Consider the following 13,089-nt stretch of genomic DNA (forward strand, 5'->3'; position numbering starts at 1 on the left):
GCGACGCAAGGCCGCTCCTACAGGGCATGCGTAATGGCTTCAAGCGGGGTAAGTCGGGCATAATGTGCGCCTTTTGCACCCGCGAAGCACAGGTACTGTACTGCCATGAAAGCCCAAGCCCGCCACATCCTGGTCAAGACCGCTGACGAAGCCGAAAAGCTCAAGCAGCGCATCGCCAATGGCGAGGCTTTCGACGTCCTGGCAAAAAAATTCTCGACCTGCCCCTCAGGCAAGCGCGGCGGTGACCTGGGCGAGATCCGCCCAGGGCAGATGGTCGGCGCCATCGACCAGGTGATTTTCAAGAAGCCCCTGCGCGTGGTCCACGGGCCGATCAAGAGCAAGTTCGGCTATCACCTGGTGCAAACCTTCTATCGCGACTGATAGCCGCCTAGCGGCGCGCAGCCAGCAGGCCGAGGCCGGCGCAGCCCAGCAGGGAGGCGCTGACCCGGTTGAACAGCCGGCGTGGGCCGGGCTGGCTGAACCAGCGCTGCAGGTAGGCGCCGAGGCCGGCGTAGATGGCGATGGCGGCCCACTCCAGCAGCAGGAACATTACCCCCAGCCAGAGGAACTGCTCGCTCACCGGCGTGGCACTGCCGACCGAGACGAACTGCGGCAGGAAGGCGGTGAAGATCAGAATCGCCTTGGGGTTGCCGGCCGCCACCCAGAACTCCTGGCGCGCCAGGCGCCAGGTGCCGCGCGGGTGATCAGCGGCCGCCAGCGCTTCGCCCACCGGTGCCCGCCACAGCTGCCAGGCGATGTAGAACAGGTACCCTGCCCCGAGCACCTTGATGGCCAGGAACAGGTACTCGCTGGTATGCAGCACCACGGCCAGGCCCATGGCAGCCAGGGCGATCATGCCGCTGAAGGCGACGATGCGCCCGCCACCGGCCACGCACGCCGTGCGCAGGCCGTAGCGGCTGGCATTGTGCAGCGACAGCAGGTTGTTCGGCCCCGGTGCCATGTTCAAGGCAAAGCAGGCGGGGATGAACAGCAGCAGGCTTGAAAGGTCCATTGTCTTTCCTCTGGCGAACAGGCCTCTATTGCGGCGGATACGGGCCTGGCGGTCAAGTTACAGCCAGCGGAAAAAACTGTATGGGTGCGCCGCGCCTGATAAGCTGCCGGCCATACCGAGGATTGCCATGATGCCCCGTTCCCATGCCACGCTGTGGCGCGACCCGGCCCTGCCGCATGTCGAAAGCCGCCGCGCCTGCCATAGCCGGGCCTGCTACAAGGCCCACAGCCACCCGACGTTTTCCATCGGCGCGGTGGATGCGGGCGTCAGTCACTTTACCGGCGCCGGTAACGGGCAGGAACGCCTCATCCCCGGCACGCTGGTCATGGTCCCGGCCCGCCGCGTGCATGCCTGCAACCCCGAGCCCGGGCAAGCCTGGAGCTACCAGATGCTGCATGTAGCGGCCGACTGGCTGGCCCGTTTGCGCCAGGAGTCGGCGCTGACCGGTGAAGGACCCGGTGAAGGCCCCGGTGAACCGGCACGCATCTGTCGCGACCCTGAGGTATACCGACAGTTCTGCGAGCTGAACCGGTTACTGTTTTCCAGCGCCAGCAGTGGCGAAAAGGATGCCGCCCTGGTTGCCTTCCTGGGTGACCTGGATTTTACCGCGCATCCACCGCTGGCACCGGCACCCGCCCTGGGGGCGAATGCTTTGAGCGGGTTGATCGCAGCTATAGAGGGCCTTGACCCGGCACAGTTGAATCTCGATGCACTGGCCCGAGAAGCCGGGGTTGGCCGATACCAGTTGATCCGCGCCTTTCGCGCGGCCACCGGCTTTACCCCGCATGCCTACCTGGTCAATGCACGGGTCAACCGTGGCCGGGCGCTGCTGGGTGAAGGGCGGGCGCTGGCAGAGGTCGCCTACCGGCTGGGCTTTGCCGACCAGAGCCATTTCCAGCGGGTGTTCAAGGCCCATGTGGGAGTGACCCCCGGGCAATATCGAGGCGGCTGAACATCGATACCGACGGCCGCTGCTGACCGGGGGTTTGCAATATTGTTCAATACGCGGTGGCTGTCGCAGGGCAGAGTTCGGCTTTTCCGCCAGAGCAGCCTACCCATGCAAGCGTTCCTGATCGTCGCCCTCGCCCACTTCCTCGCCCTGCTTTCCCCCGGCCCGGACTTCTTCCTGGTCGCGCGCACCTCGATCAACAGTGGCTGGCGGGTTGCCAGCGGTGCCTGCCTGGGTATTGCCCTGGCCAATGGCATGTTCATCGTCGTGGCCTTCACCGGCCTGTCGGTGCTCCAGCAAGGCAGCCTGCTGTTCAGCACCCTGCAACTGGCCGGTGCCGGCTACCTGTTGTACCTCGGCGTGCTGTTCCTGCGCCACGCCGGGCAATCCAGCCTGGGCAGCGTGGCCGGTAACCAGGCCGTGGCAGGCTGGTGGCGCAGCCTGGGCACGGGTTTTCTGTCGGGCGTGCTCAACCCCAAGAACGGGTTGTTCTATGCCAGCCTGGCCAGCATGTTCAGCAGCGCCAGTGCCGGCTGGAAAGCAGCCTGCGCCGTGTGGATGTTCAGCATCGTGCTGCTGTGGGACCTGCTGGTGGCCGTGGCCATCGGCAACCCCTTGGTGTTGCGCCGTTTCGCCCGCAGCCTGCCGTGGCTGGAACGGGCCTCGGGGGTCATGCTGGTGGTGTTGGCCATGGCGCTGTTGCTGCACCTGGCGCAGCGCTGAGCAGCTGCAGCGTGGCCAGGTCCATGAGGCTGAAATGGCCGCTGGCCCAACCCCCGGTATCCAGGTGCCAGACATTCCCCAGCTGTTTCGCCTGCAATACCGGCGTGTGGCCGACCAGCAAGGCCCGCAAGCCCTTCACCGGCCGGGTGTCGCCTTCCTTCAAGCGCCGCCGCGACCACTGGCACACCTCCAGCACCTCGGGGTCGTCATCCAGCTCCAGCCAGGTACGCAACAGCTCCCAGTCGGCAAACGGACTGTCGGCATGCAGCAGGCCAACCGGGCCGTTGGCGGTTTCCACCTCCAGGGCGATCGGCAGTTGCTCGAAGCGTTCGACGAAACGCAACTGCTCCCCCGGCGGCAGGTCGAGAAACCAGCCGCCGCCGGCCGCGCGATACATGTCCAGGTCGAGCCGCCCACCGCGCAGGCGGGTGATCGCCAAGGCTTCGTGGTTACCCTGCACCGCATGCAGCCAGGGCTGCGCCAGCCAGTCCAGCACTGCCTCGCTGTGCGGCCCGCGGTCGACCAGGTCACCGACACTGAACAGGCGGTCCACCGCCGGGTCGAACCCGACCGCCTCAAGGCATGCCTGCAGGCGCTGGAAGTGACCGTGGATATCGCCCACCGCCAGGTCCCGCCCGCGGGTATTGGCAGCCACCCGCCGAAAGCGTTCCATTACACTCGTCCTCTGTTGCTGCGGCACGCCCGAGCCACTGCTGGCACCAACACCTGCGTACCGCCCTGAAGGGCCATGGGCATGGCCCTGTTAAGCCACAGCATGGCACAAGCCGCCCCGGCCGCGCAGTTGAAGTGCGCTTCAATCGCCCAACGGCCCGGCTAGGCGGCAGATTTGCCCGCTTCGCCACGCCCCCTGCTTACTTGACAAACCCTTCACTGGATCGCACCTTGCCGAGCAGCGTATCCTCAGCGTTTCGGCCTGGACCAGGGAGGGTGTTTGATGAAGCTGTGCGCCGTACAACTGGCATCGCTCAAGGGCGATGTGCCAGCCAACCTCGAACGCCACTTGGCCTGCATCGACCAGGCTGCCGCCCTTGGCGCGCAACTGGTAGTGTTCCCTGAACTATCGCTGAGCGGCTATGAGCCAACCCTTGCGCAACAGACCGCGTTGGCCGTCAATGCTGCGCAACTCGACCCGCTGCAGGCCGCCTGTGACCGGCTTGGCATCAGCGTAGCCGTGGGCTTGCCGCTGCGGGCAGCCGAGGGTATCCGCATCGGCATGCCGATCTTCAGCCCCGGTGTACCGCGCCAGGCTTATGCCAAGCAGCGGCTGCATGACGATGAACTGCCCTGGTTCACCCCGGGCGACCAGGCCTTGCTGCTGCAACTGGGGGCACACCGGATAGCGCCAGCAATCTGTTACGAATCGATGTTCATGGCCCATGCGGCCAGCGCGCGGGAGCAAGGTGCCGACCTTTACCTGGTCAGCGTGGCGAAAACCGCCAAAGGCATTCGCGAGGGCTACGCACACTACCCCAAACTGGCTCGGCAACTGGCTATGCCGGTGTTGCTGGCCAACTGCGTAGGGCCGGCCGACACATTCATCGGCGCGGGTGGTTCGGCGGCCTGGGACAGCCAAGGGCGCCTGCTGGCCAACCTGGATAATCGTAACGAAGGGTTGATAGTGCTGGACACCAGCACCACCAGTGCCATGGCTGTACCCCTGAGCCGGCACTCGCCATGAGCTATGTGTTTCTGGCTGTGCTGAGCTATGCCTGCACCTATTACCTGACCGGCCTGCTGATCCAGGGACAGTTGGCCGATATTGCCGAGGGCTTGCGCCAGCGCCCCGATGCGCCGCCACCTGGCGAATACCTGCGCGCCGTCAGGTCCCATGCACGTCGGGCCCAGCGGCGCTACACCATGATGGCCGGTTCGCTGCTGGCGGTGTTGGCCTGCCTGGTCGCCAGCTGGTTCTAAACCGCTACAGGTCCAGCGCCAGGCTTTGCCGCCCCTCCAGCCCCAACAGGTACTGCTTGGCCGCCAGGCCGCCGGCAAACCCGGTCAGGCTGCCCGAGGCGCCGATCACGCGGTGGCATGGGGCGATGATCGAGATCGGGTTGCGGCCATTGGCAGCACCGACCGCACGCACCGCGGCAGGGTTGCCGATGTGCCGGGCAATGTCGCTGTAGCTGCGCGTTTCACCAAAGGGTATCGCCAGCAGCGCGGCCCATACCTGGCGCTGGAATTCGGTGCCGGCAAAATCCAGCGCCAGGTCGAAACGCTGGCGCTTGCCGGCAAAGTATTCACCGAGCTGGCGGGCGGTTTCCAGCAATACCGGGCACTGGTCGTCGCGGTGCAAGGCGCCGAGACGCACACGGTTTTCCCGCTCCGCCTCCCACAGTACGGCTGCCAGGCACTCGCCACGGGCCACCAGGGTCAAGGTGCCGACGGGAGATTGCATGAAGGTGAAGGCGCTGGACATGACGGGCTCCTGCCAGGGTGCGATCAGCTCACTGTACGCATCCACAGCCTTGCCTGCATCCGCTTTCTTGCTCAGGCAATCGCGCAGCCGGCAATGCGCCGTGCCTGGCGGAGATCGACCTTGGGGATCAGCTCGGCTGGAATGCGCGAAGTTGCCGACAGGTTGTAGACCTGGAAGTGTTCGTTGACCACCTCCCTGGCCATCAACGTCAGCGACGGCAGGATGCGGCTGTCCCAGTGCTGGTCCAGCCCGCAGGGCGAACGCTGGCCCTGGCCGCTCTCATAGAAGCGGCCAGCGGTCTGGTCGAGGTCCACCCCGACCAGCAGCACCTTGTCGAAGCCCAGGTGATAGGCCAGTTGCAAGGCGACGTAGGCCACCGTGCGGGCATCGTAGAAGCCCTGGGCCAGGTCCTTGCTGAAGGCAATCGAGCGGGCACGCTTGCTCCACAGTGCGCGGCTGCACACGTAGCTGTCACCATGGCCGCGCAAACCGCCCAGCAGCCCCGGTGCGTCAGCCTTGTGCAAGGCATAGCACGCGGTGCTGGCTGGCACCTCGGCACCGGCATATTGCTCCGGCCACAGTGCCAGGCGTTCGCTGTCGCGCAGGGCAGTGGCGAACAAGGCCGGCTGCTGCTGGCGAAAACTCTTGTCCGTGCACAGGTAGAAGAACGGCCTGATAGCGTGCTCGGCGGTCATGGCCACCGAGCCGTTCATGGCGATGATCGGCAGGTGGGCGAACTCGGCCAGCGGGAAGTGCCTGGCGGAAGCACCCGAGGCCAGAATCACGACAGGGCCCTGCTGGGTATTGCGACACGCCTCGAAGCTGCAGAACGCCCCGGATTCAACGCCGGGCTGCGATGAAAATGTACTGATCAATGGCATCTCTGGAATGGACAGTGCAACCACACAACGCAAGCTGCGGCCCCTTTTACCCGACCACTGAACGTCGGTCAACCGCATGGCGGCCGCCTGATCGGGCCTCAGGCCCGCTGCCTGAGCCTGTCGCCAGCATGCCAGCATGCCAGCGACAGGGTCGAGGCCTGCCGTCACTCAGCTGAGCCCCTGGCGGATGCGCTTCTTGTCGATCTTGCCGACGCTGGTTTTGGGGATCTCCAGCACACAACGCAACTGCCGGGGTATTGCCCATTTGTTGAGCTGCCCCTGGTCGACAAACGGCTGCAAGTGCCCAGCCAGTGTCGGCTGGTCAAACTGCATGCCGTCACGACACACCACCAATGCCAGCGGTTGCTCGCCCCACTGCGGGTCAGGGATGCCGATCACCGCCACCGAAGCAACAGACGGGTGCTGGCTGATGAGGTTTTCCAGCGCCACCGAACTGACCCATTCACCGCCGGTCTTGATCACATCCTTGATCCGGTCGCGAATACGTACCACCCCTGCCGCGTCGATGCAGGCCAGGTCACCGGTGTGCATCCAGCCGCCCAGCCACAAGGCGGCGCCCTGCTGCGGCTCGTGGAGGTAGCCCTGGGTCAGCCAGGGCGCGCGTACCACGATTTCACCCAGGCTTTGGCCATCGTGCGGCACTTCCCTGCCCTCGCTGTCGACAATACGCAGGTCGACCAGGGCAATCGGCACGCCGGCGTCGATACGCAGCGGCAGCTGTTGCGCCATGGGCAGTGCCAGCAACTCGGCACTGAGGTGGGTGATGCTCAGCAGCGGGCAGCTTTCCGACATGCCGTAGCCACAGTGCACGCTGATGCCCCGCGCGCTGGCGCGCTGCGCCAGGCCCAAGGTCAGGGCGCTGCCGCCCAGCAGCATCTTCCAGCCGCTCAGGTCGGACCGTCGCCCTTCGTCGCTGTCGAGCATCATCTGCAGTACCGTGGGCACGCAGTGAGAAAACGTCACGCCCTCGTCGCGATACAGGCGCACCAGCCGGTTGGGCTGGTAACGCCCAGGGTAGACCTGCTTGATCCCCAGCGCCGTGGCCACGTAGGGTACACCCCAGGCATGCACGTGGAACATCGGCGTGATGGGCATGTACACATCGCCGCTACGCAGCAGCGGCTGCTCGCCGCAGGCCGCCAGGGTGCCCTGCTCGACCAGGGTATGTAGCACCAGTTGCCGGTGGCTGAAATACACCCCCTTGGGGTTGCCGGTCGTGCCGCTGGTATAGAACAGCGTGGCCAGCGAATGCTCGTCGAAATCGGCGAACTCGAACTGCGCCTCGGCAGCCGCCAACAATTCTTCATACTCGCCCAGCAGCGGTACGCCCTGCGGTTCGGGGTCACCGTCGCTGAGGCGGATGAAGCCCCGGACCGTCGGCAGGTCATCGCGTAACTGCGCCATCAACGGCAGGAAGTCGTCGTGCACCAGTACCAGGCGGTCCTCGGCATGGTTCATGGTGTAGCGCACTTGCTCGCTGGACAGCCGTACGTTCACCGTATGCAATACCGCGCCCAGCATCGGCACGGCAAAGAAGCATTCCAGCGCACGGTGGCTGTCCCAGTCGAGCAAGGCCACGGTGTCGCCTGGCTTCACCCCGGCAGCGGTCAGCACATTGGCCAGCCGCCGGATGCGTTCGAGCAACGTGGTGTAGCTGTAGCGCAGCTTGTCGGCGTAGACGATTTCCTGGTTGGGCTGGTAGCGCACGCCCGACAGCAGCAGGCGCTTGACCAGCAGTGGGTAGGCATAGGCCTGCTCGGCCGCAGGCATGATACGGGTGGTGGCCGTGCTGATGCTGTTCATAGCTGGCCGGCCTCGAGCAGGTACAGGCTGTCGCTACCGGCCCTGACACTGGCGCTCAGCGAATGGATGCGCGGCAGCAGCCGTGCAAAGTAGAAGCGTGCGGTGCCCAGCTTGCCCTGGTGCAACGGCTCGGGGGCCGGGTGGCCCTGGCATACCACTGCCATGCGTGCCCACAGGTAGGCGTAGAAGGTGTAGCCAAATACGTGCAGGTACTCCACCGCCGCCGCACCCAGCTCGCGCGGGTTGGCCTGGGCGCGGTCGAGCAACCAGGCGGTCAGCTCGTCGAGGTTGCGCAGCGCAGCCAGCAGCGGCGCGCCGAACTCGGCACAGGCTGCCGGCAACGCCTCGGCGAACGCGCCGATTTCGGCGGACACACTGCGATAGGCCTGGCCGCCATCGGCCAGCAGCTTGCGCCCCACCAGGTCGAGCGCCTGGATGCCGTTGGTGCCTTCGTAGATCTGGGTAATGCGACAGTCGCGGATCAATTGCTCCTGGCCCCATTCACGGATATAGCCATGGCCGCCCAGCACCTGCTGGCCGTGCACGGTGGTCTCCAGCGCCATGTCGGTGAGGAACGCCTTGGCCACCGGAGTGAGCAATGCCACCCTGGCCTCGGCACCGGCACGCGCGGCAGGGTCTTCGCTGTACTTGGCCAGGTCCAGTTGCAGCGCCACATACGTGGAAAACGCCCGCCCGCCTTCGTTCAGCGCTTTCATGGTCAGCAGCATGCGCCGCACGTCCGGGTGGACGACGATCGGGTCGGCACTTTGCCCCGGCGCTTCGGCGCCCGTCGGCGCGCGGCCTTGCAGGCGGTCGCGGGCGTAGGCGATGGCGCCCTGGTAGGACCGTTCGCCCAGGGCCAGGCCCTGGATACCCACGCCCAGACGCTCGTAGTTCATCATGGTGAACATGGCATTGAGGCCCTTGTTCGGCTCGCCGACCAGGTAGCCGATGGCGCCGTCGAAGTTCATCACACAGGTGGCCGAAGCCTTGATGCCCATCTTGTGCTCGATCGAACCGCAACTCAGCGTATTGGCCGCGCCCAGCGCACCGTCGGCATCGACCAGCACCTTGGGCACCAGGAACAGCGAGATGCCCTTCGGCCCGGCGGGCGCATCCGGCAACCGCGCCAGCACCAGGTGGATGATGTTCTCGGTCAGGTCCTGGTCACCACCAGTGATGAAGATCTTGGTCCCGGTTATGCGGTAGCGGCCATCGGCGCTTGGCTCGGCACGGCTGCGGATCAGGCCAAGGTCAGTACCGGCATGCGGCTCGGTGAGGCACATCGATCCCGTCCAGCGCCCTTGGTACATGGGCGGCAGGTACAGCGCCTTCAACGGCTCGCTGGCATGGTTGAGCAGCGACAGGCAGGCCCCGGCCGTCAGCATCGGGTACAGGCCGAACGACAGGTTGGCGGCATTGAGCATTTCTTCGAGCTGCGCACCGATCACCTTGGGCATGCCCATGCCGCCATACTCAGGAGCGCCCGCTACGCCGACCCAGCCATCGGCGGCGAATGCCCGGTAAGCGTCGGCGAAGCCATCGGGAGTCCGCACCTGGCCGGCCTCCCAGCGGCAACCTTGCTCGTCGCCTGGGCGATTGAGCGGCGCCACCACCTCGGCGATCAGGCGGCCGGCCTGTTGCAGCACGGCGCGTGCCGTGTCGCCATCGACCTGCTCGGCCAGGGCGGGGGTCAGCGCCCACCAGGCCGGGATATCGAACACTTCGTTGAATAGGAAATCCATGTCGCGCAGTGGCGGAAGGTAATCAGACATGAGGCGAGCACTCGGTTGCTTGGGTTTGCGGAAGCGGCGTGGCCTGGGCCTCGGCAGGCACCGCAGCGGCCTGGCCACGCAAGAGGAAGTGCGATAGCGCGGGGATCAGCACCAACGCGCCGAGCATGTTCCACAGGAACATGAAGGTCAGCAGCAGGCCCATGTCGGCCTGGAACTTGATTGGCGACCAGGCCCAGCCGACCACCCCGGCCGCCAGGGTGATGCCGACCAGCCCCACCACCCGGCCGGTGAAGGCCACGGCCTGCTGATAGGCCTGGGCCAGGCTCAGCCCGGCGCGCTGGTAGTGCAACTGCACACTTAGCAGGTACAGCGCGTAATCGACGCCAATGCCCACGCCAAGGGCGATTACCGGCAACGTGGCGACCTTGACGCCGATGCCCATGGCCACCATCAGCGCCTCGCACAGCACCGAAGTGAGCATCAGCGGCAGGATCGCCACCAAGGTGGCGCGCCAGCTGCGGAAGGTGAACAGGCAGAACAGCGTGACCGCCAGGTACACCAGCCACAGCATGCGGTGGTTGGCCTCGCGCACCACGATATTGGTGGCGGCTTCGATACCGGCACTGCCAGCGGCCAGCAGGAACTGCTGTTCGGCGCTGCTGTTGGCCTGGGCAAAGCGCTCGGCCACGGCAGCCACCTGGGCCAGGGTGTCGGCACGGTGGTCCTTCAGGTAGGCAATGACCGGCATCAACGAGCAGTCGTTGTTGAACAGCTCCGGGGCATTGACCGAGGCCTGCTGGGCGGCATAGTTGAGTACGTCCTGGTTGTGCTGCAGGCTGTTCAGGCGCGGGTTGCCTTCGTAGGTACCGGCGGTGATCTGGCGCACGGCGTTGGCCAGCGACACGGTGGTCTGCACGCCTGGCAATTGCTGCAGCTCCCAGGCCAGGCGGTCGGCCAGGACCAGCGTCTGGTATTGCAGGCAGCCTTCCGGGGCGGTCTTGACCATCACCGCGAAGGTGTCGCTGGACAGCGCGTAATGCTGGGTGATGTAGGCGTTGTCGAGGTTGTAGCGCGAGTCCGCGCGCAGCTCGGGTGCGCCACTGTCCAGGTCACCGATCTGCAGTTGCAGGCTGCCCCAGATGCCGAGTACCGCCAGCACCAGGGCGGCCAGCAAAGCGGCGCTGGCCCATTTGCGTTCGGTGAAACGGTCGAGCAGGTCCCACAGCCGACCAAAGCCACGATGCTGGGCGGCGCGGGCGTCGATGGACAGCGCTCGCTCGGCTGCCTTGCGGCCTACACCGACATACGACAGCGCCACCGGCATCAACAACAACGAAGTGAAGATCAGCACCGCCACACCAATGCTGGCGGTGATGGCCAGGTCCTGGATCACCGGGATGTCGATCAGCATCAGCACGGCAAAGCCCACCGCATCGGCCAGCAAGGCGGTCACCCCGGCCACGAACAGGCGGCGGAAGGTATAGCGCGCAGCCACCTGGCGATGGGTGCCTCGGCCGATGTCCTGGAGGATGCCGTTCATCTTCTGCGCAGCGTGGGACACGCCGATGGCGAAGATCAGGAACGGCACCAGGATCGAGTATGGGTCGATGGCGTAGCCCAACCAGGCGACGATGCCCAACTGCCACACCACTGCTGTCAGCGAACACAGCACCACCAACAGGGTACTGCGCACGCAGCGGGTGTAGCAGTAGATGATCACCAGGCTGGTCAGCAGCGCCAGGGCGAAGAACGCCATCATCTGGATCAGCCCGTCGATCAGGTCGCCCATCAGCTTGGCGAAGCCGATCACATGGATACGGTACTGGCCGCTGGCCTGGTATTGGCTGCGCAACTGTTCGAGCTTTTGCGAGAAGGCGTGGTAGTCGAGGCCTTTGCCGGTGGCCGAGTCCTGGTCGAGCAATGGCACGATCAGCATGCTCGACTTGAAGTCACGCGCCACCAGGCTACCGACGATGTTGGCGCGCTCGATATTCTGCCGCAGTTGTTCCATATCAACTGCCGCCCCCTGGTAGCCGTCTGGCATCACCGGGCCGCCCTGGAAGCCCTCTTCGGTTACCTCGGTCCAGCGCACCGCCGGGCTCCACAGCGATTTCACCCAGGCCCGGTCCACGCCCTGGCTGAGGAACAGCTCGTCGTTTATGTGCCGCAGGGTCTGCAAGTAGCCGGGGTCGAAGATGTCGCCCTGGGTATTCTCCACCACTACCCGCACCGCGTTACCCAGGCCACGCAGCGATGAGCGGTTTTCCAGGTAGTTGTGGATATAGGGGTGGCTCTGCGGCAGCATCTTGTCGAAGCTGGGGCGCAGCTCCAGGCGGGTCAGGGCCATGTAGCCCAGCACCAGCGTGACCAACAGCATGGCCAGCACGAACGACAGGCGATGGTTGAACACCAGGCGCTCCAGCGCGTTGCCCGAGCGTGGGTCGAACGCATCGAGATCGCGGATTACCGGCAGGGTGTCTTGGCGGATAGCGGCCATCAGGGTCTTCTCTTGTTATGGGTGCAGCGTGGGAATACCGGCCTGGGTGCGCACGCCGCGTTCGCCGACCAGCACCAGGCCGTGGCCGGCATCGGTGGCAAGCGCAGTCACCGGACCGCGCGCACTTTGCGCCAGCGGGCTGAAACGGGCGCCCTCATCCCGGCTGAGCAACAGGTCGCCGGCCTGGCTGGCCAGCCACAGCTGCCCGTCACGGTCGATGCCGGCGGCGGTCAGGCTGGTGTGGATGCCGGTGTTTACCGGCTGCCATTGCTGGCCGCCGTCGGTGCTGCGGTAGGCGTGCCCACGCAGGCCATACACCAGCAGCCAGCCGGGCTTGCCCACCGCGCCGAACAACGTGCCGGTATAAGGTGTTGCGACACGAATGAAGCGCTCACCGTCGCGCTTGAGCAGCAGGCCTTGCTCGCCGGTGATGTACAGTTCATCACCGACGGCGGCCAGGTTGGTCAGGTGCAGGCCTTGCGGGTTGTCGCTGTGTTCCAGCCAGGGTTGCCAGTGCTCGCCGCCATCCGTGGTGTGCAGCAGCAGGTTGAACAGGCCCACCGCATAGCCGTTGCCGGCATCACTGAACCACACATCGAGCAAGACGTTGTCGCTGCCCATTTCCGGCAGCCGCTCGGCCAGCGTCCGGCGATCCAGCTGTTGGTGCCAGTGCACACCGCCATCGCGGCTGTGCAGCACCACACCGTCGTGGCCGACCGCCCAGCCCAGTTCGGCGTTGACGAAGCTCACGGCGTTCAGGTCGGCGCTGACCGGCACCTGGGCCTGCTGCCAGTGCGCGCCGTGGTCATCGGAATAGACGATGTGCCCGCGCGGGCCCACCGCGACCAGGCGCTGCCCGGCCAGGGCCACATCGCGCAAGGCGCTGCTGGCAGCCAGCGCGGTGGGCATGGCCGGCAGGTCCAGCACATCGGTGAAGGGCGCCGCCTGCACCGCGCCCTGCAGCGTGGCCAGGGCCAGTAACACCACGCTGCATCGTTTGAACACAGACATTGCCACCTCTGCTCGG

At 65.7% G+C, this 13,089-nt stretch carries 13 protein-coding genes; 5 read left to right on the top strand and 8 right to left on the bottom strand.

The genetic code is table 11. The annotated features are described in order from the left end of the window. Positions 1 to 105 precede the first annotated feature (105 nt). The gene (locus tag HG549_RS13850; RefSeq protein WP_013972552.1) at positions 106 to 381 is read left to right on the top strand and encodes a peptidylprolyl isomerase; all 276 of its coding nucleotides are present in this window, start codon (positions 106 to 108) and stop codon (positions 379 to 381) included. A 7-nt stretch (positions 382 to 388) separates the two neighbouring features. Here HG549_RS13850 and HG549_RS13855 read toward each other — a convergent pair whose 3' ends face one another. Next, positions 389 to 1,012, bottom strand: coding sequence for a LysE family translocator (locus tag HG549_RS13855; protein ID WP_170030072.1), 624 nt, complete (start codon positions 1,010 to 1,012; stop codon positions 389 to 391). A gap of 130 nt (positions 1,013 to 1,142) precedes the next feature. On the opposite strand from HG549_RS13855, the gene HG549_RS13860 reads away from it, so the two are divergent. Together HG549_RS13860 and HG549_RS13865 are read left to right on the top strand one after the other, a co-directional pair. Further along, positions 1,143 to 1,964: an AraC family transcriptional regulator gene (locus HG549_RS13860; RefSeq protein WP_170030073.1), complete on the top strand. Its 822-nt coding sequence runs from the start codon at positions 1,143 to 1,145 to the stop codon at positions 1,962 to 1,964. A 105-nt stretch (positions 1,965 to 2,069) separates the two neighbouring features. Beyond that, positions 2,070 to 2,684, top strand: coding sequence for a LysE family translocator (locus HG549_RS13865; RefSeq protein ID WP_170030074.1), 615 nt, complete (start codon positions 2,070 to 2,072; stop codon positions 2,682 to 2,684). On the opposite strand, the gene HG549_RS13870 is transcribed toward HG549_RS13865, so the two are convergent. Beyond that, positions 2,632 to 3,357 (bottom strand): metallophosphoesterase, encoded by a 726-nt coding sequence (locus tag HG549_RS13870; RefSeq protein WP_170030075.1) that lies wholly within the window; start codon positions 3,355 to 3,357, stop codon positions 2,632 to 2,634. The genes HG549_RS13865 and HG549_RS13870 overlap by 53 nt on opposite strands. A 282-nt stretch (positions 3,358 to 3,639) precedes the next feature. Between HG549_RS13870 and HG549_RS13875 the strand changes: the two genes are divergently transcribed. Beyond that, positions 3,640 to 4,383 carry a carbon-nitrogen hydrolase family protein gene (locus HG549_RS13875; protein ID WP_170030076.1) on the top strand — a complete coding sequence of 248 codons (744 nt, stop codon included), beginning with the start codon at positions 3,640 to 3,642 and terminating at the stop codon, positions 4,381 to 4,383. After that, positions 4,380 to 4,619: a hypothetical protein gene (locus tag HG549_RS13880; protein ID WP_170030077.1), complete on the top strand. Its 240-nt coding sequence runs from the start codon at positions 4,380 to 4,382 to the stop codon at positions 4,617 to 4,619. The genes HG549_RS13875 and HG549_RS13880 overlap by 4 nt, the downstream gene beginning before the upstream one ends. Before the next feature lie 4 nt (positions 4,620 to 4,623). Here HG549_RS13880 and HG549_RS13885 read toward each other — a convergent pair whose 3' ends face one another. The 6 genes from HG549_RS13885 to HG549_RS13910 form a co-directional block, all read right to left on the bottom strand. After that, positions 4,624 to 5,124, bottom strand: coding sequence for a methylated-DNA--[protein]-cysteine S-methyltransferase (locus tag HG549_RS13885; protein WP_170030078.1), 501 nt, complete (start codon positions 5,122 to 5,124; stop codon positions 4,624 to 4,626). Positions 5,125 to 5,195: 71 nt separating this feature from the next. Beyond that, on the bottom strand, positions 5,196 to 5,996 hold the full coding sequence (locus tag HG549_RS13890; RefSeq protein WP_170034186.1) for a lipopolysaccharide biosynthesis protein: 801 nt from the start codon (positions 5,994 to 5,996) through the stop codon (positions 5,196 to 5,198). Positions 5,997 to 6,173: 177 nt separating this feature from the next. After that, positions 6,174 to 7,829, bottom strand: coding sequence for a fatty acid--CoA ligase (locus tag HG549_RS13895; protein ID WP_170030079.1), 1,656 nt, complete (start codon positions 7,827 to 7,829; stop codon positions 6,174 to 6,176). Beyond that, positions 7,826 to 9,604: an acyl-CoA dehydrogenase C-terminal domain-containing protein gene (locus tag HG549_RS13900; RefSeq protein WP_170030080.1), complete on the bottom strand. Its 1,779-nt coding sequence runs from the start codon at positions 9,602 to 9,604 to the stop codon at positions 7,826 to 7,828. The genes HG549_RS13895 and HG549_RS13900 overlap by 4 nt, the downstream gene beginning before the upstream one ends. Further along, positions 9,597 to 12,062 (bottom strand): RND family transporter, encoded by a 2,466-nt coding sequence (locus HG549_RS13905; protein WP_170030081.1) that lies wholly within the window; start codon positions 12,060 to 12,062, stop codon positions 9,597 to 9,599. The genes HG549_RS13900 and HG549_RS13905 overlap by 8 nt, the downstream gene beginning before the upstream one ends. A gap of 15 nt (positions 12,063 to 12,077) precedes the next feature. Next, entirely contained in the window at positions 12,078 to 13,073 is a 996-nt protein-coding gene (locus tag HG549_RS13910) for a YCF48-related protein (RefSeq protein ID WP_170030082.1), read from the bottom strand. Positions 13,074 to 13,089 lie beyond the last annotated feature (16 nt).

This window comes from Pseudomonas sp. SK (assembly GCF_012975065.1).
GTDB lineage: Bacteria > Pseudomonadota > Gammaproteobacteria > Pseudomonadales > Pseudomonadaceae > Aquipseudomonas > Aquipseudomonas anuradhapurensis.